This is a genomic window from Corynebacterium sp. HMSC074A09 (assembly GCF_001811545.1).
Lineage (GTDB): Bacteria > Actinomycetota > Actinomycetes > Mycobacteriales > Mycobacteriaceae > Corynebacterium > Corynebacterium hiratae.
In genome coordinates, this window is record NZ_KV805147.1 from 18,172 (window position 1) to 40,637 (window position 22,466).

Consider the following 22,466-nt stretch of genomic DNA (forward strand, 5'->3'; position numbering starts at 1 on the left):
GATTATGCCCTACCATCGGAGGGCGTGAGTTACTCTTCGCCACTTCTTTCCCGGCCCGGAGCCGCTGAGTTCCAGGGCACCACGCTCGTCGATGTCTCCGGGGTCCCCTGGCACTACGGCAACCCCCTCGTCGAGCAGCGCGCGGTGGAAACAGGTTCAGCCGTCATCGACCGCTCCCATCGCCGCGTCATCGCGGTTTCTGGGCCCGATGCCCGAGCCTTCCTGAATAACCTCCTGAGTCAAAAGCTCGATGACGTGGACGCCGGCTTTTCCGCAGGTGCCCTTGACCTCAATATTCAGGGCCACGTCCTGCACCACATGGATCTATCTTTCGACGGGAAAACCTTCTACCTCGATGTGCCGGCGGCGCAGTTCGAGTCTTTGCGAGATTTCCTCACCGCCATGGTGTTCTGGTCCCAGGTCACCGTAGAGGAAGTAGACGTGGCGGTCATCAGCGTCCTCGGTCAAGCGCTGGACAAACCTTCTACGGCCCTGGTGGAGAGGCCCGTGCACTGGCCGGGCTACCCGCGCCAGGACTTCCTCGTGCCGCGGGACAAACTAGACGCAGCGGTGCAAGAGTTGGAGGCCCAGGGCGGAAGCTTAGCGGGGCTCATGGCTTTTACCGCCGAGCGCGTGCGGGCACGCGAGCCCGAACTAGCCGCAGATCTCGATGCAAAGACTATCGCCCACGAGGTTCCGCATTGGATCCGGCGCAGCGAGGAGCAGCCCGCGTTCGTTCACTTGGACAAGGGCTGCTACCGCGGGCAGGAGACCGTCGCGCGCGTAGAAAACCTTGGGCGCTCTCCCCGTTTATTGGTGCTGCTCTACCTCGACGGCTCCGCCCCGGAGCAACCGAAGAGCGGAGCGGACATCACGTCGGGCGGGCGTCGCGTGGGCAGGCTCGGCACCGTGGTGGAGGACTGTGAGTATGGCCCCATCGCGCTTGGTCTAGTAAAGCGCAGCGCCCTCGACCATGGAGAGCTGGCCATTGGTCCGGTAGCAGCATCGATCGAGCCGGATTCCATCCCTGCCGATGAAGGCCCGAAGGCCGGCCGTGCCGCTGTGGATCGCCTGCGCGGAAAATAGTGGCACATTACACAATGGACTATTTGCCGCAGGGTGGAGCACTTTTCAGCACACCGCTAGGGGGTAGTTCGGAATTTTTTCGTCACACAGGCTATGGTGTCTTACAGGAACATACACATATCTGACTAAGACGATGGGGCGGCCAAGAATCCCTGGACCGCCCTACACACCTCAAGGGGGTCATGCACATGGGACGCGGACGCGCCAAGGCAAAGCAGACCAAAGTTGCACGCCAGCTGAAGTACAATTCGCCCGAGATGGATCTGGATTCGCTCCAGCGTGAACTCGCCTCACAGAACTCCAAGCGCTCCAGCGATGAGGACGAGGATCAATACTCGGAGTACGCGGATTACGAGGACTATGCGGATCGCTGGGACTCGGACGAGTGGGATGAGGATGATTCCGAGGAGCGCTAAGCGCGCGAATCACTTCCCCATTCTGTACATGCACAGCACGTAAGCGAAGGGCCGGAGATGCCTCCCCTCTTAGTGAGGGGCGCCTCCGGCCCTGTTCCTTTTCTTCAGAACCTAGAACCCTGGGTGCTCGCCGGTCATGAGGACGCGCGGCTCGCCTTCTTCGGCGACACGGACGGTGCCCAGCTCCCATGCCTCAACGTGGCGGGCGGTCATCATGGCCAACGCGCGCTCGCGATCCTCCGGCGCAACGACGGCGATCATGCCAACGCCCATGTTGAACGTCTTCTCCATTTCCTCGAGGGCAACCTTGCCCACGGAGGAGATGGTCTTGAAGATCTGGCCCGGAGTCCACGTCGAGCGATTAACCTCAGCGGTCAGGCCCTCTGGGATCACGCGCTCGAGGTTGCCCGCGAGGCCACCGCCGGTGACGTGGCAGAAGGTCGACACCGCGCACTCAGATACCAGCGCCAGGCAGTCCTTGGCGTAGATGCGGGTAGGCTCCAAAAGCTCCTCACCGAGGGTGCGGCCCAAGTCTTCCATGTAGCCATCGAGCGGCAGACCGGCCTGCTCCAGCAGCACGTAGCGCGCCAAGGAGTAGCCGTTGGAGTGCAGGCCAGAGGACTTCATAGCGATAAGGACGTCGCCGTCACGTACCTTGTCGGGGCCGAGGAGCTCATCGGCCTCCACCACACCGACGGCGGTGGCGGAAACATCGTACTCATCTTTGCCCATGACGCCTGGGTGCTCAGCGGTCTCGCCGCCCAGCAGCGCTGCACCTGCCTGCACGCAGCCCTCAGCAATGCCCTTGACAATGTCCGCGACCTTTTCCGGAACAACCTCGCCCACGGCGATGTAGTCCTGGAGGAAGAGCGGCTCGGCGCCGCACACGACGAGGTCATCAACACACATGGCAACCAGGTCAATGCCGATGGTGTCGTGCTTATCCATGGCTTGAGCCACGGCCAGCTTGGTGCCCACGCCGTCTGACCCGGCCGCGAGGACCGGCTCCTTGTACTCGCCCAGCTTAAACAGGCCGGCGAAACCGCCCAGCCCGCCCATGACCTCCGGGCGGGAGGCACGCTTGGCGTGCGGGGTGATTAGCTCAACTGCGCGGTCGCCTTCCTCAATGTTGACGCCGGCGGCAGCATACGTGTTCTCGCTCATGAGTGACTTAGTCCTTAATCGTTAGTTGTCGTCGAGCCCTGCAGGGTACGCACGGCCTCAGCATTGGGGTTTCCGGCGGGCAGTCCAAGCGGGTACTCGCCATCGAAGCAGGCACAGCACAATTCGCTGCGGGGCTGCTCGGTGGCCGCCACCATCTCATCGGTGGAGACGAAGCCCAGCGAATCTGCACCGATTGCCGTGCAGATGGTCTGCGCCACTTCCTCCGGGTCATCGGAGGGGTTGGCATTAGCAATCAGTTCACCCGGGGAGGCGAAGTCGATGCCGTAGAAGCACGGCCACTTTACCGGCGGGGAGGCGATGCGCACGTGGACCTCGGCAGCGCCGGCTTCCCGCAACATCCGGATCAGGGCGCGCTGCGTGTTGCCGCGGACGATCGAATCATCCACCACCACGATGGACTTGCCGTCAATGACCTCCCGCAACGGGTTGAGCTTGAGGCGGATGCCCATCTGGCGTTGAGACTGCGTGGGCTGGATAAAGGTGCGGCCCACGTAGGAATTCTTGACCAAGCCATGTGCAAAGGTCAGCCCAGATTCGCGGGCATAGCCCACGGCGGCCGGGTTGCCGGACTCGGGAACGGGGATCACCATGTCCGCGTCGGGCGCTGGGTACTGGCGCGCTAGGCGACGCCCAATTTCCACACGCGTGGCATTGACGGAGCGGCCTTTGATGTTTGTATCCGGCCGCGCCAGGTAGACGTATTCGAAGACGCAGCCGTGGCGCTTGGTCTCCGCGAAGCGCTCGGAGCGAATACCGGTCTCATCAATAGCGACGAGCTCGCCGGGTTCGATCTCCCGGATGAACTGCGCACCCACGATATCGAGGGCGCAGGTCTCGCTCGCCACCACCCAGCCGGTGCTAAGGCGGCCGAGGGCGAGCGGACGCACGCCGTGCGGATCGCGGGCGGCATACAGCGTGTGACCGTCGGTAAAGGTCAGGCAGTATGCCCCCTTGACCCTGGGCAACAGCTGAAGTGCCGAGTCGAAGACTGAATTATTTTCGCTGACGCCATCCGCCAACAAGATGGACAGGCACATGGAGTCCGAGACGGATTCTTCGTGCGGCTTGATGAGCCCGCGTTCCACGGCCTCGGCGCGCAGCTCCACGTAATTCACCAAGTTTCCATTGTGGCCGAGTGCAATGTCGACGCCGCTGGGCGACGTCCCAAACATCGGCTGCACATTCGACCATTCCTTGCCGCCCGCAGTGGAGTACCGCGTGTGGCCAACAGCCACGTTTCCGTGCAGAGAGGTCAGGATGGATTCATCGAAGACATTGGACACTAGGCCCATGTCTTTGAAGACCACGATGCGGTCATCATCCCCCACCGCGATGCCCGCGGCCTCCTGGCCGCGGTGTTGGAGGGCAAAGAGGCCGAAGTAGGTTAGCTTGGAAACCTCTTCGCCTGGTGCCCAGACACCGAAAACTCCGCATTCTTCGCGGGGCTCGGGATCCAGGCTGGGATCCGTCGACAGGGGCTTAGTTATGCTCTGGACGTGTTCAGCTACCACGGCGCTAATCCTAGCCGTTCCGGCCAGTGAAAACTAACGGAATCACGGGCAAGTAGGCAGCAATCTCGTGGGCACGGGAGCCGGAGGCGTCCACACGGCCGTCGCCAAGCGCCTGCTCCCACCCCATGGCACCCGTAGCCAGCTGCAGCCACGTCAGGGGATCCATCTCCACCACGTTCGGAGGGGTGCCCCGGGTATGGCGAGGCCCGGCGATACACTGCACTGCCACGAATGGGGGGACCCGCAGCTCCACGGAGTGGCCCGGCGCGTCTGCCTCCACCAGGCGGGCCGTGGTGCGTGTAGCGGCCGCAAGCGCAGCGCGACCTGGTTTTTCCGCCCCTTGAGGATCGTGGATCCACTCCGCCACTGCTTCGACGGCGGCGCGGGCCGTGGCGGCATCAACGGCCTTCTTCATCTGGTCACCACGCTCCCTGATACTTTGTTATCCATGTCACCAACCATGCCATCAAGCTCGTCGGAAGAAAAGAAGTCCGTTCCCCACGAGAAGTCCCCTTCCCTCACCCTGCGGTTTATGGCCGCCCCCACCGATCTCACCATCGCCGGCGCCCAGGGCATCGGCGGCGGCCGCGTCCTGGAATGGATCGATAAGGCCGCCTATGCGTGCGCGGTTCAATGGTCCGGTACCTACTGCGTGACTGCCTACGTGGGCCATATTCACTTCACGCGCCCCATCCCCTCAGGCCACCTCGTGGAGGTGCGCTCGCGCATCGCGATGACGGGGCGCTCCTCCATGCACATCGTCAACGAGGTGCTTTCCGCCGACCCGCGCGATGGCATTTTTACTCGCGCGTGCGACTGCCTCGTCATCTTCGTGGCCAAGGACACGGAAACAGGTAAGTCGGTCGCCGTGCCGCCGCTGGTTCCGGACACCGTAGAGCACCAGCGTGTGTGGGAAGCCGCGGAATCCCGCATCGAGCTGCGCCAAGCCATCGAAGCGGAGATGGAAAAGCAGACTTATGATGGCCCTTCCGATGCCCCTCGAATGGTCACCCGCTTCTTGGCTAAGCCCACTGACGTCAACTGGGGCGGCAATGTCCACGGTGGTACGGCCATGGAATGGATTGATGAGGCCGGCGCTGCCTGCACCATGGAGTGGTCAGGAGAGCACACAGTGGCGGTCTATGCCGGCGGCATTCGCTTCTACCGGCCTATCCATATCGGAGACCTCATCGAGGTCGATGCCCGCATGATGCGCACGGATACCCGCTCGATGCAAATGTCGATCCACGTCCGCGCGGGTAACCCGCGCGGTGGCCGCGAGAAACTAGAAACCGCCATCCACGCCACTGTGGCCTACATGGGCATGGACGCTGACTGGCAGCCGCTCGCCGCCCGCCAGTTTGTCCCCCGCACCGAAGAAGACAAGCGCCTGTGGGAGCACGCCGGTATTCTCCGCGGCCTGCGCGGCAAGTACTCCCCGAAGCCTCTGGTGGTGGCGCCACAGCACCAGCACGTGGACTAACCTAGGCCAGCCCTCCACCCCATCACTAGGGCGGGGCCGCAGCTAGTTCAGCGGCTCAACCCGACACGCCACGTGGAGGGTGCTCGGATCCTTGGCTTTGCGCAACGTGACGGTGCGCGCTCCGATCTCAGTGTTTGTGGCGACACTCGGAGCCACAAACACGCCCGTCGTCGCTGGAAGAATAACCGGCTTGTAGAAGTCCGCGCTGATGCGTACAGCACTTGAAAGGGTGCCGTCGAGCACCGACAACATCCGGGCGTGCGTATACATGCCGTGCGCGATGGGCGCGGGAAAACCGAAGAGCTTGGCGCCCACGGTGGAGACGTGGATGGGGTTCTTATCGCCGGATGCCGCGGCATAAACGCGGGTGCTCTCGGGGCTAAAGCGCAGCGTTGCCGTGGGCGTTCCCGCCTCATCATCAGGGAAGTCGAGGAAGCGCTCGGCTTCAGGGCGCGTTCGCACCTGCCGCGGGGTGTCCTTGGTGAATTTCGCGCCCTGGCCTAGGAAAACCGAAGTCTGGCGCCAGATCTCCTCACCACCCACGCTGTACGTGGTCACCATATCGATGACCAGCCCCTTGCGGTGCGGGCGGAGGTTTTCCGCGTGCACGGAGATGTCGCAGCTTTCGTCGACGCGTAGCGGGCGGGTCTGCTCGATGCGGTTCGACAGGTGCACCACGCCGACTGCGGGAAAAGGAAAGTCCTGTGCCGCCATCACCTTGATTGCGAGTGGGAAGGCCAGCGCATACAGGTAGGTGGCGGGCAACTCATTGCCCAGGCGCAGGCCCGTGGCTTGGCAGTAGCGAGCCAGGTGCGCGGTATCGACGCGCACTCCCTCGACGCGGTAGGCGGTCTGCGGGTCGTCGACCTTGCGCTTGCCGGCCCCCAGCCCGGGGATGGGCACCGCGCCTACCATGAGTGAGCGGTAAAGGGCGGGAAGGTCAGGAATCTCGTTGAGTGTGGTGACGTTCATTTATGCTCCCATGAGGTTCTGGCCGCACACGCGGACCGTGTTGCCGCTCACCGCGGCGGAGGCCGAGGCAGCGAAGAAGGCGACGGTCTCCGCGACGTCGACAGGCAAACCACCTTGCTGCAGTGAGTTCAGGCGCCGGCCGATTTCGCGCGGCCCAGTGGGCATCGCCGCAGTCATGGCGGTTTCGATGAATCCGGGGGCAACAGCGTTGATGGTGGAGCCATTCTCCGCCAAGACGGAGCGCAAGGAATCAACGAGCCCGATGATGCCTGCCTTCGTCGTGGCGTAGTTGGTCTGGCCGCGGTTGCCGGAAATGCCGGCCATGGAGGACACACCAACCACGGCCGCCCCCGGCGCGAGGGCTCCGGATTCGAGGAGGTTTTCGGTAATGCGTACCGGTGCCAGCAGGTTAACAGCAAGGACAGCGTCCCACTGCCCCTCGTTCATGTTGGCCAGCAGCTTGTCGCGGGTGATTCCAGCGTTGTGGACGATGACGTCAATAGCTCGACCATGACGCTCCTGGGCGTGCTGGGCAATCTTGTCCGCGGCCTGAGGGTCAGTGACATCGAGAGGCAGCGCGGTGCCTTTGACCTTGTTCGCGGTCTTCGCCAGGTGTTCGCTAGCTTGCGGGACGTCGATGCAGATGACGCTGGCACCGTCGCGGGCCAGCACCTCGGCGATGGTAGCGCCAATACCGCGAGCAGCACCGGTGACCACCGCGAGGCGCCCGTCGAGCGGCTTCTCCCACTTCGCTGACTCACCTCCGCGTGCGGGGGAGCCCTCACTCACCGCGCCCACGCGGACCACCTGGCCATCCACGAAGGCCGACTTCCCGGAGAGGAAGAAGCGGAGGGTGGACTCCACCTCCGCGGTGGCCGCAGGATCTACCCACACCAGGTTCACGGTGCCGCCCTTGCGCATCTCCTTGGCCAAGGAGCGCGTAAAGCCTTCGAGTGCGCGCGCGGTAATCCGGGCGTCGATAGTATCTGCAGCCTCCGGGGTGGTGCCGACAACCACGAGGCGCGCGCACGGCAAGAGGTTGCGCATCTGTGGGTTGAAGAAGTCATACAGCTCGCGCAACTGCTCGGGGGTCTCTAGGCCGGTGGCATCGAAGACGAGGGCGGCGCGCGGGGCCTCCGCAGAGGCGTTGATGATCTGGTAATCCACGGCTAGCTGGGAGCGAAGAAAGTCGGCGATGCGTCCCTGGCCGCCAATGACGATGGGGCCATCGAGCGCCGGTTCGCCTACTTTATGACGACGCAGGGGGTGGCCCTGGGGTACACCCGCTTTGGCGGCAAGCGGAGAGTTGATGAGCTTCTCGGCAATGGTGACGTGCGGCATAAGGTGACGCATTCCTTTCTGAGATCTTCACAACCTTGCGAGCATTATTTTGCTAGTTGCAAGGCCCGTTAATTGAGTGATAGAACTAACAATATCACCTTAGTTGTGATGCGAAACGCGCGGTGGGATTGCTACCCCCTCCCACTGGGGCGATTCGCACCAGACCACTCGCGAAGGAGTTTTTGATGACCAACCCCCCGCACCGCGTAGCCATCCTCGGTGGCAACCGCATTCCCTTTGCTCGCTCCAATAAGCAGTACGCTCACGCGTCCAACCAAGACATGCTCACCAGTGCGCTCGACGGCCTCGTGGCGCGCTACGGGCTGCACGACGAACGCCTCGGCCTCGTCGCCGCGGGTGCCGTGCTCAAGCACTCCCGCGATTTCAACCTCACTCGCGAGTCGGTCCTCGGTTCCGCGCTCGACTCGACCACCCCAGCTATTGACGTGCAGCAGGCCTGCTGCACCTCCCTGGCGGCGGCTATCCACGTCGGCGATGCCATTGCCCAGGGCCGAATTTCCGCCGGCATCGCGGGAGGCACGGACACCACCTCGGATGCCCCGCTGGCCGTCAATGACACCCTGCGCCGCACGCTGCTCAACCTCACCCGCGCCAAGACCGCCGCTCAGCGCGCCCAGCTCATCGGTTCCATCCGACCCTCGCAGTTAGCCCCGGAGCAGCCGCAGAACGGCGAGCCGCGCACCGGATTGTCCATGGGAGATCACGCCGCCATCACCGCCCGCGAAATGAACGTGAGCCGCGAAGCCCAGGACGAGCTGGCACTCGCCTCCCACCAGAACCTCCATCAGGCCTGGGAAGAGGGCTTCTTCGATGACCTCACCACCGGATTCCTCGGCGTCAACCGCGATACCAACCTGCGCCCGGATTCCTCCCTGGAGGCCCTAGCCAAGCTCAAGCCGGTCTTCGGCAAGCGCGATGCCGAACAGCACGGCACGCAGGCCACCATGACCGCGGGCAATTCCACACCGCTGACCGACGGCGCCTCCGTCGCCCTGCTGAGCTCCGAGGAGTGGGCAGCCGAGCACAATATCGAGCCCCGCGCCTTCCTCGTCGATTCCGAGACCGCGGCGGTCGATTTTGTCCACGGCCCCGATGGGCTTCTCATGGCGCCGACCTACGCGGTCCCGCGCCTGCTGGAGCGCAACAACCTGACCCTCCAGGACTTCGACTTTTACGAAGTCCACGAGGCCTTCGCGTCCCAGGTACTCGCCACCCTGTCTGCATGGGAGGACGAGACCTACTGCCGCGAGCGCCTCGGCCTGCAGTCTGCGCTGGGCCCCATCGACCGCGCCAAGCTCAACGTCAAGGGCTCCTCCCTTGCCGCTGGGCACCCCTTCGCCGCCACCGGCACCCGCATCCTCGCCACTACCGCCAAGATTCTCGAAGAAAACGGTGGTGGGCGCGCCCTCGTCTCCATCTGTGCGGCCGGCGGCCAGGGTGTTGCAGCCATCGTCGAGCGTTAAGAAACTTCCCTCCCCAGAAAGGACCCCCACCATGCCACTCACCAAGTCTTCCTCGGACACGAAATCCGTCTCACCAGAACTCAACAACCAGGCCACGACCGACGCCCCCAAGGCCGAGGCCCGCAGCCCGCACCGCCTGCCCACCACCCCGAAGCCCTCAGTGGCCACAGAACTGGCTGCGCTTCTCGACGGCCCCCACGCCGCCTTCCGCCAGGAGCTGCGCACCTTCCTCAACGACCCTTCGCTCTTCCCGAAGCCGGACCTGCCGATGGCAGAGCAGCGCCAGCACACCTTTGACAACCTCTCCAAGGTCCGCGATTTCGGCGGTTTCAACCACGGCCTGCGCCGCGCCAACGGCGGTTCCGGTAAGCCGAACCTGTCCACCTTCACCCTGGAGGGCCTAGCCTGGGTTGATGGTTCACTGGCTATTAAGTCCGGCGTGCAGTGGGGCCTGTGGGGCGGCGCCCTGGATCAGCTCGGCACTGAACGCCACCTCGAGTGGGTCAAGAAAGCCGCCAGCCTGGAGCTGCCAGGCTGCTTCGCTATGACCGAGCGCGGCCACGGCTCTGACGTGCAGTCCCTGGAAACCACCGCCACCTTCGACCCAGAGACCAACGAGTTCGTCATCAACACCCCCTCCGATTCCGCGGTGAAGAACTACATCGGCAACGCCGCCAAGGACGGCCGTGCGGCCGTCGTCTTCACCCAGCTGATCACCCCTGACAGCGATGGCCGCTCCCACGGCGTGCACGCCATCATCGTCCCGATCCGCGATGAAGAAGGCAACGAGCTGCCAGGCGTTACCCTGGGTGATCATGGCCACAAGGGTGGTTTGGTAGGCGTCGATAATGGCACCCTGCGCTTCGACAACGTCCGCGTGCCGCGCGAAAACCTCCTCAACCGCTTCGCCGATGTGGACGAAAATGGCAGGTACACCTCCCCCATCGAGTCCAAGAATGCCCGCTTCTTTACCATGCTGGGCACCCTCATCCGCGGCCGCATCGGTGTCTCCGGTGCGGCGGGCGCGGCCACCGAGGCCTCCCTGGACATCGCCATTCGCTACGCCAACCGCCGCCGCCAGTTTGAGGGCGCGACCGGCGCTGAGAAGCGCCTCATCGAGCACCGCCAGCACCGCCGCCGTCTGCTCATTCCGTTGGCCCGCACCTATGCGCTGCACCTGCTCTACAACCAGATTCTGGAGCGCTACCAGGAGCAAAACGATCAGCACGAGGACGGCACGTGGTCAGTGACGGAGCCGACCGAGGAGCAGAAGTTCGCCTCCCGCGAGATGGAATCCCTGGCCGCGGCCATCAAAGCTGCGCAGACCCAGCACGCCACCCGCACCATCCAGGAATGCCGCGAGGCTTGCGGCGGCGCTGGCTACATGTCGGAGAACCGCCTGACTACCTACCGCGCTGACTCCGATGTCTTCGCCACCTTCGAGGGCGATAACACCGTGCTCATCCAGATGGTGGGCAAGAACCTGCTCACCGCCTATGGCCGCGCGATGAATGACATGAGCCCGTGGGACACCGTGAAATACGCAGCCTCCACCGCCACCGATGTGGTTCGTCGCCGCTATGGATTCACCACCCGCCTGCAAAGCCTCGTGGACCGCGTGAACCCCTCCGAGGCTTCGCTTTTCGACGCCACCTACCAGGCCAAGCTGATCGACGACCGTGCCCAGTCCATCCTCTTCTCCCTCGTGCGCCGCATCCAGCCGGCCCGCAAGGCCGATAAGGTGCAGGCTGCCGCCATCGTGGATCAGTGCCAGGATCACCTCATCGCCGCCGGCTGGGCCCGCGTGGATACCTTGTTGGTCCAGGCCATGATTGAGGCAGAGGAGCGTCTTGAGGAAGGTTCGCTGGCACGCCAGGTCTTTGAGCAGCTGCGCCACCTCTTCGTCTTCGACACCTTGGTCCAGCACGCGGGCTGGTACCAGGAACACAACCTGATCCCGGCAGGCCGCATCAAGGCCGCCCGCGCCGCCATCAACGACCTCGTGGATTCGCTGGCACCGTGGTCCGTCGTGCTCGTCGATGCCTTCGGCGTTCCGCCTGAGGTACACAACATCCCGATGCTGACCGAGGCCGGAGTGGATCCGCTCCACGTCTAGTCACTCCACGCATAGTGAGGGCACTTTCGCCATCTGGCGGGGTGCCCTCCCTAGTTTTCTGAAAGTAGCGATAGGGGCTGGTTACTCTCTGAGCTATGACCACACAGCATCCGATGTTCTCCAGTTCCTTCCCACCCGCCGATGATCTCCTTGAGCCAAGTCCGCTTCGCAATGACATCGCATTGCGCCTCTGCCACGGCGAATCTCGCCAGGACATCCACAACGACTACATTGAAGTCCTCGATGACCCCTCCGAATGGGAGGCCAGCTACGAGGAACCTTATCCAGAGGATTTTGACACCATCATCGACGAAGTCGCCGCAGAATACGGCCGGCTGGTCACAGAAAAGTCGGAGGATGTTAAGCGCCTCGAAGCCCTGCGCGAGGAGCTTGCTCAGCGCGATATCTCCTTCACGTTCAACGAGGCCTGGGATCTCTCAGACGGCGTCTGGGTAGGCTCCAAGCTCGCTGAGAAGGAAGGCCGCAGCGGCTATGCCTACTGCCACCGACAGGACATCAGCCGAGTTATTTACGACGGCGAGCTGTACTTCGGTTTCTCCGCGATGGAGGAAAACGAAGAAGCAACCATCAAGGTCGGCGAGCAACTCGTCGAGGCCCTGCGCGCCGTGGGCTTTGATCCCGAGTGGAATGGCTCGACGACAGCGCGCGTTCTGTGCCAGGACGTCGCTCTCGAATTCCCCCTCGCCGAAGATCTCACCGATGCCGAGTAAATAGCCCCACAACGCTAGCCCTGTATAGGGCTAGCCCGCCACAACCATCCAGATGGCTACCATGTGCACCACCGCCGCGGCGATCGTCGCGGTGTGGAAGTGTTCGTGGTAGCCATACCAGCGCGCATTACGCCCCGGCCACTTGAAGCCGTACATCAACGCACCCAGCGAGTACACCACCCCACCTGCGAACAGCAGCCACACTACAGCCGGCCCCGCGGACTGCCACAGGTTTGGCAGCAGCGGCAGAATGAGCCAGCCCAGGACGAGGTAGACCACCACATCCAACCACCGCGGATGATTGATCCACACCAAATTCAAGACCACGCCCATGATGGCGCCCACCCACGCCGCAGTTAGCATCCATAGCGCCTGCGTCGGCTCCAGCACGATGGCGCACAGCGGCGTGTACGTCGCCGCGATAAACACAGAAATCGTCGCGTGGTCAGCACGCCGCCACCATTGCACCGCGCGCATCGATACCCACGGCCAGCGGTGGTACAGGGCTGAGACCGTAAAGAGCCCCACCACTCCCACGCCGTAGACCGTCACCGCGAGACCCTGCCACCACGGCAACGTCATCCACCCAAAGGTAATGAGGACGGTCGATGCGATGAGGGAAGCAATCGCGGCAAAGAAATGGCCCCAGCCGCGCGTCAGTGGACGCGGACCACGGTCCGCCATCCAATAGGTGCGCTGGATGAGCTGCTCCATCGTGCTGTGTTCGCGCATAGAGCTGTCTTCAACTGGAAACTCTTGCGGGGAGGATATGTGAGCACTGGGTGCGTTCATAGTGAGGGCCCTTGCCTTGTCTGAAATGAGGGTCATGCGAATAACGCATTCACCCTCAAAACTTACGTACCCGTAACTATACGGCGGGGCGCTGCAGCGGACAAGGGCTAAGCGAAAGTTACCGCCAGGTTTTCTGCCGCTATGTGCAGTTCGAAGGCGCCGACAAAGTAAACTTCACTATTTGTGTTTTCCTATGTCTCAGTTCCTCGCCGCACCGCGACGTTGCTCGCGGCCGTCATGGTGGCGCTGGGGGCGGCGTCGGCAGGCGTCGGCTCCGCTTCCGCTCAGTCCAGCACGATCGGCGAGGTTTCCTCGCGCGTGACCAACCCGCAGCCCTGGCTGGGCGACGAGCCTTTCATCACCTCACAGCGCCACATGGGCGGCAACCACTGGGTGGTGGACGTGTGGTCCCCGGCCAACCGTGCGGTGATTTCCAATAACGTCCTGCTCCCCGAGGGCGATAAGCCGCGCCCCTCCTTCTACCTGCTGCCCGGCGTGGAGGGCGGCCAGGCGGGCATGAACTGGATGACGCACACCGATATTCGCCAATGGGCCGTGGGCAAGAACGTCAACGTGGTGATGCCACTCGGCGGCGCCTATTCTCTCTACACCGATTGGGATAACGAGGATCCCATCTTGGGCGTCAACAAGTGGAACACCTACATGACCACTGAGTTGCCCCCGCTGATCGACGCCGAATTCCACGGCACCGGCCGCGATGCCATTGGTGGTGTTTCCTCCACCGGCGGTGCTGCACTCGACATCGCCGGCCACGCCCCACAGCGCTACAAGGCCGCGGCCTCCTACTCCGGCTGCCCGGTGCGCTCCGGCGCGATTGGCTTCCCCACTTCCACCGCGATGATGGCCTACGGCGGCGGCTCCTCCTTCAACGCGTGGGGCCTGCCGGGCTCCCCGCAGTGGTTCGACCACGACCCCAACGCTAATCCCGGCCGCCTTCGCGACGTCGAGGTCTTCGTGGGCTCGGCCTCCGGCACCCCGGGCCCCATCGATGGCACGAACAAGCCCAGCCAGTGGCTCGGGCCCCGCGCGATAGAGATGGTGGCCAACCACTGCTCGGAGGAATTCACCCGCAACGCCCGCAACGCCGGGGTGCGCGTGAACCGTTACTTCAGCCCCCAAGGCTCGCACACCTTCGGCCTCTTCTCTCACCAGATGAAGCTGAGCTGGGACCAGACCATCGCCCGCACCATCGGTGCTTAAGTAATAACAGGTTGCCGCCTCACTTCGGGCGATGTCCCCGATGCACCCTAATTTCACAGAGCCTCGGATGAACAACTAGACCTTCAACGTGCACGTCTACCTGAAAAGTGGGATTGACGCATTTCAAGGTCCTGCGGTAAAATGCTGGTTAATAGTTCAGCCCGCCCGGTTTCTCTTCGGAAACTCGGAGTGGGCTGGATCTCTATTTACGCCGTTCCGCCGAACCGATCCCCACAACAACTCGTCCCCTCTCTAGATTGGCTTCCCATGTCTTCATCGCTCAAGCCAGCAGCGACCATTGACGAGCATATTATTCGGTTGCAAAGCCGTGGCATGAAGATCGACAAAGCTTTAGCTGAACAATGGTTTTCACACGTTAGCTACTACCGACTTTCTGCCTATTGGTATCCAGCCAGACAATTCAATGAAGACGGAACTAGTCGTTCAAGTCACTTCGTCGATGGTACCGATTTTGTGCACGTCATCTCCTTATATGAAGCCGATAGGAAACTCCGCACCCTGATCCATGACGGAATGGAGCGAATCGAAGTAGCGATGCGAACCAAGCTCGTCGAGCTGCTATGTACTCGACACCCCAATGATCCTACTTTCTACCTCCGCTCAGACGACTTTCGGCCAAACTTCGACCACGTGTCGTGGCTGAGTACAGCGTATGGACGACTCGCGAGGGCAAAGAAGAACGACGCCGTGAAGCACTACATTGATGAATACGGTGGACAGTATCCCATGTGGGTTGTGGCTGAAGTGCTCGATTTTTCGGATATTTCAAAGCTCTATGCAGGCTTAGGATCCAACGATCAGCGATCGATTTCGGAAGCGCTGGATATAAAGATCGACTTCGCTAGTTTGAATAGGAATCAGAAGCAAAAACTTACGAAAAAACATCCGCTGGCAAGTTGGCTCGAGCAGCTAACTATCATTCGGAATACGTGTGCGCACCATGGAAGGCTATGGAATCGTTCTTTTGCTCCGGCTCCAACTGAAGTTATCCGTAGCAATGGGAGCCTTTACCTCCTGCCAGAGATTCAAAGTGAAAAGCTATTCGGCGCTTTAATTGTCATGGCGCATATGCTACGAACCGTGTCCCCTGGGACTACCTGGCCTGACAAAGTAGTGGCATCATTAAACCAGCACTTCCTCACGAATCCTCTTGTTGAAAAAGCCAGTATCGGAATTCAAAGCGACTGGGATGAAAAGACACTTTAAGTTCTTTTCATGCCTTTGAAGCAACAAACAGTTGCGAATTTCGTGGGTCTTACGAAGCGGCTCTTCGGGGAAAGAAAAGCCCAGCCGAAGCTGGGCTTTTCTTCTAGAAACTGCGGGACAAGCAGCGTGAGTGGGGCCTACTCCACCACGGAGTTTGCCCCGACCGCGTGGCCGAAGAGGTCCGGCAGGATTGCAGCCCAGGCCTCACGCAGCTCAGAAACGGCGATGGACTCGCCGCCGAGTTCCAGTTCACCGTTGTCGGTGGTCTGGCCGACGACGACGGCCGGTACACCGCACTCCTCAGCGCGCTGCAGCAGCATGTCGACGCGGTCCGCGGTCGTCGCCACGAGCACGCGGGAGGCGGACTCGGAGAAGGCAGCCACGAAGGCATCCTCATGGACCTTGGACAGGTCCAGACTCAAGCCCACGCCGCTGCGCTTGGCCATCTCGAATGCGGTGACGGCAAGGCCACCCTCGGAGATGTCGTGTGCAGCGGTCAAGCCTTCGTTGCCCACGAAGAAGTCCGCGAGGCGCTGCTCGTTGGCCAGGTCCACCTGCGGCGGCAGACCATTCAAACCATTCTCCGACTCATTTCCTTGCTCACGAGCGCTGACCTGCTGCCAGATGGAGCCGCCAAATTCATCCTTGGTCTCACCCAGCAGCACGAGTACCTCCGGCTCCTCCACGAGGCCGAGCTCGTTGCCGATGGACTTGTGGACGTCATCGATAACGCCGAGGACGCCCACGACGGGCGTCGGCAAGATCGGCTCCTCGCCGGTCTGGTTGTAGAAGGAGACGTTGCCGCCGGAGACCGGGATGCCGAGTTCCACGGCGCCGTCGGCAAGCCCATGCACGGACTCGCGGAACTGCCACATCACGTCCGGGTTTTCCGGGGAGCCGTAGTTGAGGCAGTTGGTAATGGCCACCGGGCGGGCACCGGTGACGGCGACGTTGCGGTAGGCCTCCGCCAGCGCCAGGCGGGTGCCCATGTTCGGGTCCAGCTTGGTGTAGCGACCAGAGGCATCGGCCGATACCGCGATACCGCGGCCGGTCTCCTCGTCGATGCGCAGCACACCAGCGTTCGCGTGGTGGGACTGCACGGTGTTGCCGCGCACGTAGCGGTCGTACTGGTTGGTGATGAAATCACGCGAGCACAGCGCCGGGGAGGCCACAAGCTTCTTCAGCGCCACGGTGAGGTCCTGCTTCTCGACGCCCTGGAACTCCTGCAGCGCATCCTGCCACTCCGGGCGGGCATAGGGGCGGTCGTAGACCGGGGCCTCGTCCGCGATGGTGCCGGCCGGGGCGTCCACGACGACCTCGCCCTGGTGGCGGATAATGAGGTGCTTGCCGGTGGTAACCTCACCGATCTCAGCGCAGGTGACATCCCAATGCGCGCAGATCTCCTTGAACTTCTCCACGTTCTCCGGGGTCACCACGGCACACATGCGCTCCTGGGACTCGGAGGCGAGGATCTCTGCAGCGGTCATATCCTTTGCGCGCAGCGGGACGTTGTCCAGGTTGATCTCCATGCCACCATCGCCGGCGGCGGCCAGCTCGGAGGTGGCGCAGGCCAGGCCCGCACCGCCCAAGTCCTGGATGCCCACGACGATGCCGGACTTGTACAGCTCCAGGCAGCACTCGATGAGAACCTTCTCCGCGAACGGGTCACCCACCTGCACGGCCGGCAGCTTGCGCTCGGCGCCGTCCTCGAAGGTGTCAGAAGCCAGCACGGACACGCCACCGATGCCATCGAGGCCGGTGCGCGAACCGAAGAGCATGACCTTGTTGCCGGTACCGGAGGCAAAAGCGAGCTTGAGGTCCTCGACCTTCAGCGTGCCCACGCACAGCGCGTTGACCAGCGGGTTACCGGCATAGGACTCATCAAAAACAGTTTCGCCGCCAATGTTGGGCAGGCCCAAGCAGTTGCCGTAGTGCGAAATACCGCCGACAACACCGGGCAAAACGCGCTTGGTGTCGGGAGCATCAGCCGGGCCGAAGCGCAGCTGGTCCATCACGGCAATCGGGCGAGCCCCCATGGCCATGATGTCGCGGACGATGCCGCCCACGCCGGTGGCCGCACCCTGGTGCGGCTCCACGTAGGACGGGTGGTTGTGGGACTCCACGCGGAAGGTCACCGCGTTGCCGTCTCCGATATCCACCACGCCGGCGTTCTCACCGATGCCGGCGAGAATCTTGGAGCCCATCTCTTCCGTCATGGTCTCGCCAAAATAGCGCAGGTGCGTCTTGGAGGACTTATAGGAGCAGTGCTCCGACCACATCACCGAGTACATGGTCAGCTCGGCGTCGGTGGGGCGGCGGCCCAGGATTTCGCGGATGTGCGCGTATTCGTCATCCTTCAGGCCCAACTCGCGGTAGGGCTGGTCCAGCTCAGGCTGCGCGGCCGCCTGCTCGACGGTGTCGTTGTGTACGGTCATTGTTTCTCCTTATAACCGTCGGCGCGGGTTAAGCGACGACCTTGAGGGCGGACACAAACAAACCCAGACCGTCGGTGGACGGGCCGGTGAGAAGATCGATGGCATGCTCTGGGTGCGGCATCAGCCCCACCACGTTGCCGGCCTCGTTGGTGATGCCGGCGATGCCGTTGATGGAGCCGTTGAAGTTATCGGTATAGCGGAAGACCACGCGGCCCTCGCCCTCCAAGCGCTCCACGGTCTCCGCATCTGCTTGGAAACGGCCCTCGCCGTGCTTCGCCGGGATGAGGATCCGCTGGCCCTGCTCAAACTCGCTAGTCCAGGAGGTCTGTGCGTTCGCCACCTCGAGGTAGGTATCCACGCAGTGGAAGTGCAAGCCCTGGTTACGGGTCAGGGCGCCGGGCAGCAGGCCGGCCTCCGTCAAAATCTGGAAGCCGTTGCAAATGCCGAGCACCGGCATGCCCTTATTCGCTGCTTCCACCACCGCGCGCATGACCGGGGCCAGCGCAGAGATGGCGCCGGAGCGCAGGTAGTCACCGTAGGAAAAGCCGCCGGGAACAACGACGGCGTCCACTCCTCGCAGGTCCTCATCCGCATGCCACAGGGACACGACGTCGGCGCCGGCGGTGCGGGCGGCGCGGGCCGCGTCGACGTCGTCAAGCGTGCCGGGGAAGGTAATAACGCCGATCTTCATTACTGGATAACCTCGTAGTCCTCGATCACGGTGTTCGCCAGAAGGGTGGACGCAACCTTCTCGAGTTCCTCGGCGCTGACCGAATCATCGACTTCAATTTCAAAGCGCTTGCCCTGGCGCACGTCGCTGACACCAGCAACCCCCAGGCGGCCCAGCGCGCGGACGACGGCCTGACCTTGCGGGTCCAAAATCTCGGCCTTGGGCATGACATTGACAACTACACGAGCCATGAAAATTCTGCCTTACTGTGCGTGAGTATAGGTGCCCCGCCAGTCTATCCCGCCAGCGGGAAAGATTCGGAATCTTTGGGGGTGGTGAATTCAAACCAAACGGCTGAAGAATTCTTGGGGAATCCCGGCTTAACCCCCAGCTCGCGCGTTGTCCTCCGGTATCCCGTGGCGGCGAAGGCAGGTAGAACCAGATGCGTTGTCATTTTCTCGCTGATTAAAGGAACCTCTCATGCGCCTCACACGCATCGGCTCTCTCGCCATCGCTGCATTAGTGTCTACCTGCGTCGTTGTCCCCCAGGCCGGCGCCGCGGTGGATGGCTCCACTGCCGTCATCTCGGAGGTCTATGGTGGCGGCGGCAACAAGGGTGCCGCTTTTACCCATGACTTCATCGAGCTCTACAACCCGACGGATAGCGCCATTGACCTCTCCGGCTGGTCCGTCGAATATTTTTCCTCCTCCGGCAACTCGGGCGGCAAGCACGACCTGTCCGGTTCCATCCCGGCCGGGGGTTACTTCCTCATCCAGGAAGGTGGCGGCGGCGCAGGCGATCCGCTGCCCACCCCGGATCACGAGGGCAAGCTGTCCATGTCCGGCTCCAAGGGCTCGGTGAAGCTTTACGACGCCTCCGGGGCCGAGGTGGACCTCGTGGGGTACGGGGCGGCGTCGCTCAGCGAGGGCTCCCCCACCAAAGCCTTGAACAACTCCACCTCCGCCCAGCGCGACACCGAGGGGACCGATACCGACGACAACTCCGCGGACTTCTCTGCGGCTGCGCCAACGCCGAAGTCGGCCGGCGGTGCAGCCCCGCAACCGGACCCCACCCCGACCGAGCCAGGCGCGACCGTCACCATCCCGGGGATTCAAGGCACCGGCGCGGAGTCCCCACTCAAGGGCCAGAACGTCACCACGCAGGGCGTCGTCACCGCGGTGTGGAAGGGTGAGAAGTCCCTCAACGGCTTCACCATCCAGACCCCGGGCACGGGAAAGACCGCGCCGACCGAGGCCTCCGAGGCCGTCTTCGTCTACACCGGTGGTACCGGCTTCTACCCAGAGATTGGGGATTCCGTCGAGGTCACCGGCACCGTTGATGAGTACTACGGGCAGACTCAAATCTCGTTGAGCACTGGATCCACGCTTGACGACGCCCTCTCCCCCGTCACCCCGCTGGCCATCGATGCCCTGCCGGAAGGCGATGCGGCGCGAGAGAAGCTCGAGTCCATGCTGCTCAAGCCTGGCGTGCACACCGTGACTGATAACTACGGTCTCAACCGCTTCGGCGAGCTCGGGCTAGCGCCGGGCACTGAGGCGCTGCGTCAGCCCACCGATATTGTCTCCCCGGGCACCCAGGAACAAAAGAACATGGAAGCCGCTAACGCGGCAAAGTACGTCATCTTGGACGACGGTTCCACGCGCGACTTCTCCCGTGATGGCGCCTCGACGAAGCTGCCCTACATCATGCAGAACGGCTCGGATGTGAAGACCATCCGCACCACCAACCAGGTGGAGTTTGCCGACTCTGGCGTCATCCTGGGCTACGGCCACGAGCAGTGGCGCTTCCAGCCCACCACGATGATTACGGGTGACTCCGTAACCGCAGACCTACCGATTACGTGGGACCCGGCCCGCCCGGAGGCCCCGCAGGTGGCTGGCGATTACACCGTGGCGGCGTTTAACGTGCTGAACTTCTTCATCAACCTAGGTGAGGACAACGGCGCGAAGGCGTACAAGGACCGTTTCGGTAACGGTGTGGGTTCTGATAGCGGCACCTTCCGCGGCGCGTGGTCGGAGTCTGCGTTCAACGACCAGAAGGGCAAGATCCTCACCGCGCTGGAGGGCCTCGATGCCGACGTCATTGGCTTGTCGGAGATTGAGAACGCCGCGAATACCGTGGGTGGCTCCTACGACGATGCTGTGAAGTACCTCGTAGATGAACTCAACACCCGCGCGGAATCCGAAAAGTGGGATTACGTCAAGGCCCCGGCGAACTCCGCGGCGGACTCGGATGTCATCCGCACTGCGATCATCTACAAGAAGGACCGCGTCCAGCCAGTAGGTGAGGCCACCTTGCTGGAGGACGAGCGTTTCAAGGGCACCGCCCGCACCCCGCTCGCTGCGGAGTTCAAGCCGGTTGCTGACAAGTGCGCTCCTGAGGGCCCAGATTCCTTCGTGGTGGTCACCAAACATTTCAAGTCCAAGGGTTCGGTGGCTAACGGCGACAAGGACACCGGCGACGGCCAGGGCAACAACCCCAACGTGCGCAATGCCCACGCCCAGGCTGTCCTCGATGGTTTGTCCAAGCAGCCGCAGTGGCAGGAGAAGGCCACCTTCGTCATGGGTGACTTGAACGCTTACTCCAAGGAAGACGCCATCTCCATCTTCCGCAACGCTGGCTACACCATCCCGGTTGAGGAACTCAACCCGGAGTCTGAGTGGCAGGCAGTGGCCTCTTACCAGTTCTCCGGCCGCATTGGCTCCCTGGACCACATCCTGGCCAACGAGCACGTCGATGCCCAGGCTGCACAGACCTGGAACATCAACTCCGATGAGCCGATTGCCATGGAGTACTCTCGCCGCAACTACACCGGCGGCGATGTCTTTGAGGCCGATAACCCCTACCGCTCCTCCGACCACGACCCGGTCAAGGTGGGTTTCAACCTTGCCCAGGTTTCCCGCTCTGCTGACGATCTTAAGGACTGTGACAAGACCGAGGACCCAGCGCCGACTGACGAAGCCCGCGGCATCAAGTCCGTCACCATTGACGACAATGGACATCTCATCATCACCTACACCGACGGCACCACCGAGGATGCTGGCAAGGTCGTCGGCTCCGATGGCAAGGACGGTAAAGACGGCGACAAGGGCGACAAGGGCGATGCCGGCCAGGACGGTAAGGACGGCGCCGACGGTAAAGGCGGCCGTGGTATCAAGTCCGTGACTACCAACGACAAGGGCGAGGTGGTCGTCACCTACACCGACGGCACCTCTGAGATTCTCGGTACCCTCGCCGGTTCGAAGGGCGACCAGGGCATGCCGGGCCGCGATGGCTTCGATGGCGCACCAGGCCGCGACGGCACCGATGGCCGCGATGGCGCAAACGGTAAAGACGGCAAGGACGGCCGCGGTATTAAGTCCGTGACCACGGATGCCGACGGTAACCTCGTCATCACCTACACCGACGGCACCTCAGAAACCGTCAAGTCCGGCGACAAGCCGGCGACCCCGGCAGGTGGTTCCTCTGTGAGTGAGCGTTGCTTGCCGACGGTCCTCGGCCTCACCATCCCAGCAGCCCTCGCCATCCCACTGGCCTTCCTCGGGAACATCAGCGCGCAGTTCAATATCCCGGGCCTTGAGCCGGTACAGAAGCAAATTGAGTCGCTGACGTACAACGTCACGCGCAACATCCCACGCGAGGCTCAGTACGCAGCTGGTGGTATCGGCCTGCTGGCAGTCCTCGGCATCATTGCCGCTGCCTGTGTCCCAACCGAGTCTGAATAGAGCGCTCTCCCGAGTTTAATGTGTGCGTTTTGTATGTAAGCCTTGGACT

Annotated in this window: 18 protein-coding genes; 9 read left to right on the plus strand and 9 right to left on the minus strand. The window is 62.7% G+C overall.

Annotated elements, in window-relative coordinates; translation table 11 throughout:
- Positions 1 to 24 precede the first annotated feature (24 nt).
- Together HMPREF2807_RS05485 and HMPREF2807_RS05490 are read left to right on the plus strand one after the other, a co-directional pair.
- Positions 25 to 1,086, plus strand: a complete 1,062-nt coding sequence (locus HMPREF2807_RS05485) for a CAF17-like 4Fe-4S cluster assembly/insertion protein YgfZ (protein ID WP_070511028.1) — start codon at positions 25 to 27, stop codon at positions 1,084 to 1,086.
- 188 nt (positions 1,087 to 1,274) lie between these two features.
- The gene (locus HMPREF2807_RS05490; RefSeq protein WP_070511197.1) at positions 1,275 to 1,502 is read left to right on the plus strand and encodes a DUF3073 domain-containing protein; all 228 of its coding nucleotides are present in this window, start codon (positions 1,275 to 1,277) and stop codon (positions 1,500 to 1,502) included.
- A 111-nt stretch (positions 1,503 to 1,613) separates the two neighbouring features.
- Here the strand turns inward: HMPREF2807_RS05490 and purM are convergent, their stop codons facing one another.
- The 3 genes from purM to HMPREF2807_RS05505 are packed head-to-tail and all read right to left on the minus strand — an operon-like array spanning position 1,614 to position 4,613.
- A complete protein-coding gene (gene purM / locus HMPREF2807_RS05495) occupies positions 1,614 to 2,666 on the minus strand; it encodes a phosphoribosylformylglycinamidine cyclo-ligase (RefSeq protein WP_046649308.1) in 1,053 nt (350 codons plus the stop codon).
- 14 nt (positions 2,667 to 2,680) lie between these two features.
- A complete protein-coding gene (purF, locus tag HMPREF2807_RS05500; protein WP_070511030.1) occupies positions 2,681 to 4,198 on the minus strand; it encodes an amidophosphoribosyltransferase in 1,518 nt (505 codons plus the stop codon).
- 10 nt (positions 4,199 to 4,208) lie between these two features.
- Positions 4,209 to 4,613, minus strand: coding sequence for a sterol carrier family protein (locus tag HMPREF2807_RS05505; protein WP_070511032.1), 405 nt, complete (start codon positions 4,611 to 4,613; stop codon positions 4,209 to 4,211).
- Between the two features lie 33 nt (positions 4,614 to 4,646).
- Between HMPREF2807_RS05505 and HMPREF2807_RS05510 the strand changes: the two genes are divergently transcribed.
- Entirely contained in the window at positions 4,647 to 5,681 is a 1,035-nt protein-coding gene (locus HMPREF2807_RS05510; protein ID WP_049157174.1) for an acyl-CoA thioesterase, read from the plus strand.
- A 42-nt stretch (positions 5,682 to 5,723) separates the two neighbouring features.
- Here the strand turns inward: HMPREF2807_RS05510 and HMPREF2807_RS05515 are convergent, their stop codons facing one another.
- A complete protein-coding gene (locus HMPREF2807_RS05515; protein WP_070511034.1) occupies positions 5,724 to 6,653 on the minus strand; it encodes a MaoC/PaaZ C-terminal domain-containing protein in 930 nt (309 codons plus the stop codon).
- Positions 6,654 to 7,994 (minus strand): 3-oxoacyl-ACP reductase, encoded by a 1,341-nt coding sequence (locus HMPREF2807_RS05520; protein ID WP_049157178.1) that lies wholly within the window; start codon positions 7,992 to 7,994, stop codon positions 6,654 to 6,656.
- A 185-nt stretch (positions 7,995 to 8,179) separates the two neighbouring features.
- On the opposite strand from HMPREF2807_RS05520, the gene HMPREF2807_RS05525 reads away from it, so the two are divergent.
- The 3 genes from HMPREF2807_RS05525 (at position 8,180) to HMPREF2807_RS05535 (ending at position 12,325) form a co-directional block, all read left to right on the plus strand.
- Positions 8,180 to 9,478, plus strand: coding sequence for an acetyl-CoA C-acetyltransferase (locus tag HMPREF2807_RS05525; RefSeq protein ID WP_070511036.1), 1,299 nt, complete (start codon positions 8,180 to 8,182; stop codon positions 9,476 to 9,478).
- A gap of 31 nt (positions 9,479 to 9,509) precedes the next feature.
- A complete protein-coding gene (locus HMPREF2807_RS05530; RefSeq protein ID WP_070511038.1) occupies positions 9,510 to 11,594 on the plus strand; it encodes an acyl-CoA dehydrogenase family protein in 2,085 nt (694 codons plus the stop codon).
- A 95-nt stretch (positions 11,595 to 11,689) separates the two neighbouring features.
- On the plus strand, positions 11,690 to 12,325 hold the full coding sequence (locus tag HMPREF2807_RS05535; RefSeq protein ID WP_049157184.1) for a DUF6891 domain-containing protein: 636 nt from the start codon (positions 11,690 to 11,692) through the stop codon (positions 12,323 to 12,325).
- A 30-nt stretch (positions 12,326 to 12,355) separates the two neighbouring features.
- Here the strand turns inward: HMPREF2807_RS05535 and HMPREF2807_RS05540 are convergent, their stop codons facing one another.
- On the minus strand, positions 12,356 to 13,057 hold the full coding sequence (locus HMPREF2807_RS05540) for a PAQR family membrane homeostasis protein TrhA (protein ID WP_046649317.1): 702 nt from the start codon (positions 13,055 to 13,057) through the stop codon (positions 12,356 to 12,358).
- A 243-nt stretch (positions 13,058 to 13,300) separates the two neighbouring features.
- Here HMPREF2807_RS05540 and HMPREF2807_RS05545 point away from each other — a divergent pair, with 243 nt between their 5' ends.
- Positions 13,301 to 14,338, plus strand: a complete 1,038-nt coding sequence (locus tag HMPREF2807_RS05545; RefSeq protein ID WP_046649318.1) for an alpha/beta hydrolase — start codon at positions 13,301 to 13,303, stop codon at positions 14,336 to 14,338.
- 267 nt (positions 14,339 to 14,605) lie between these two features.
- The gene (locus tag HMPREF2807_RS05550; protein ID WP_070511040.1) at positions 14,606 to 15,565 is read left to right on the plus strand and encodes an Abi family protein; all 960 of its coding nucleotides are present in this window, start codon (positions 14,606 to 14,608) and stop codon (positions 15,563 to 15,565) included.
- A 137-nt stretch (positions 15,566 to 15,702) separates the two neighbouring features.
- Here HMPREF2807_RS05550 and purL read toward each other — a convergent pair whose 3' ends face one another.
- From purL to purS, 3 genes are read right to left on the minus strand one after another with little or no spacing between them, the layout of a single operon-like run.
- Positions 15,703 to 18,000 (minus strand): phosphoribosylformylglycinamidine synthase subunit PurL, encoded by a 2,298-nt coding sequence (gene purL, locus HMPREF2807_RS05555; protein WP_070511042.1) that lies wholly within the window; start codon positions 17,998 to 18,000, stop codon positions 15,703 to 15,705.
- 28 nt (positions 18,001 to 18,028) lie between these two features.
- Entirely contained in the window at positions 18,029 to 18,691 is a 663-nt protein-coding gene (gene purQ, locus HMPREF2807_RS05560) for a phosphoribosylformylglycinamidine synthase subunit PurQ (protein ID WP_010188961.1), read from the minus strand.
- Positions 18,691 to 18,921, minus strand: a complete 231-nt coding sequence (gene purS / locus HMPREF2807_RS05565) for a phosphoribosylformylglycinamidine synthase subunit PurS (protein WP_039676532.1) — start codon at positions 18,919 to 18,921, stop codon at positions 18,691 to 18,693. Before purS ends, purQ begins: the two co-directional genes overlap by 1 nt.
- 229 nt (positions 18,922 to 19,150) lie before the next feature.
- Between purS and HMPREF2807_RS05570 the strand changes: the two genes are divergently transcribed.
- A complete protein-coding gene (locus HMPREF2807_RS05570) occupies positions 19,151 to 22,417 on the plus strand; it encodes an ExeM/NucH family extracellular endonuclease (protein WP_232751632.1) in 3,267 nt (1,088 codons plus the stop codon).
- Positions 22,418 to 22,466: the final 49 nt, after the last annotated feature.

Coding starts and splice junctions, on each gene's coding strand:
- HMPREF2807_RS05490 (WP_070511197.1), top strand. CDS start 1,275: ATGGGACGCGGACGCGCCAAGGCAAAGCAGACCAAAGTTGCACGCCAG.
- purM (WP_046649308.1), bottom strand. CDS start 2,666: ATGAGCGAGAACACGTATGCTGCCGCCGGCGTCAACATTGAGGAAGGC.
- HMPREF2807_RS05505 (WP_070511032.1), bottom strand. CDS start 4,613: ATGAAGAAGGCCGTTGATGCCGCCACGGCCCGCGCCGCCGTCGAAGCA.
- HMPREF2807_RS05510 (WP_049157174.1), top strand. CDS start 4,647: ATGTCACCAACCATGCCATCAAGCTCGTCGGAAGAAAAGAAGTCCGTT.
- HMPREF2807_RS05515 (WP_070511034.1), bottom strand. CDS start 6,653: ATGAACGTCACCACACTCAACGAGATTCCTGACCTTCCCGCCCTTTAC.
- HMPREF2807_RS05520 (WP_049157178.1), bottom strand. CDS start 7,994: ATGCCGCACGTCACCATTGCCGAGAAGCTCATCAACTCTCCGCTTGCC.
- HMPREF2807_RS05525 (WP_070511036.1), top strand. CDS start 8,180: ATGACCAACCCCCCGCACCGCGTAGCCATCCTCGGTGGCAACCGCATT.
- HMPREF2807_RS05530 (WP_070511038.1), top strand. CDS start 9,510: ATGCCACTCACCAAGTCTTCCTCGGACACGAAATCCGTCTCACCAGAA.
- HMPREF2807_RS05535 (WP_049157184.1), top strand. CDS start 11,690: ATGACCACACAGCATCCGATGTTCTCCAGTTCCTTCCCACCCGCCGAT.
- HMPREF2807_RS05540 (WP_046649317.1), bottom strand. CDS start 13,057: ATGCGCGAACACAGCACGATGGAGCAGCTCATCCAGCGCACCTATTGG.
- HMPREF2807_RS05550 (WP_070511040.1), top strand. CDS start 14,606: ATGTCTTCATCGCTCAAGCCAGCAGCGACCATTGACGAGCATATTATT.
- purL (WP_070511042.1), bottom strand. CDS start 18,000: ATGACCGTACACAACGACACCGTCGAGCAGGCGGCCGCGCAGCCTGAG.
- purQ (WP_010188961.1), bottom strand. CDS start 18,691: ATGAAGATCGGCGTTATTACCTTCCCCGGCACGCTTGACGACGTCGAC.
- purS (WP_039676532.1), bottom strand. CDS start 18,921: ATGGCTCGTGTAGTTGTCAATGTCATGCCCAAGGCCGAGATTTTGGAC.
- HMPREF2807_RS05570 (WP_232751632.1), top strand. CDS start 19,151: ATGCGCCTCACACGCATCGGCTCTCTCGCCATCGCTGCATTAGTGTCT.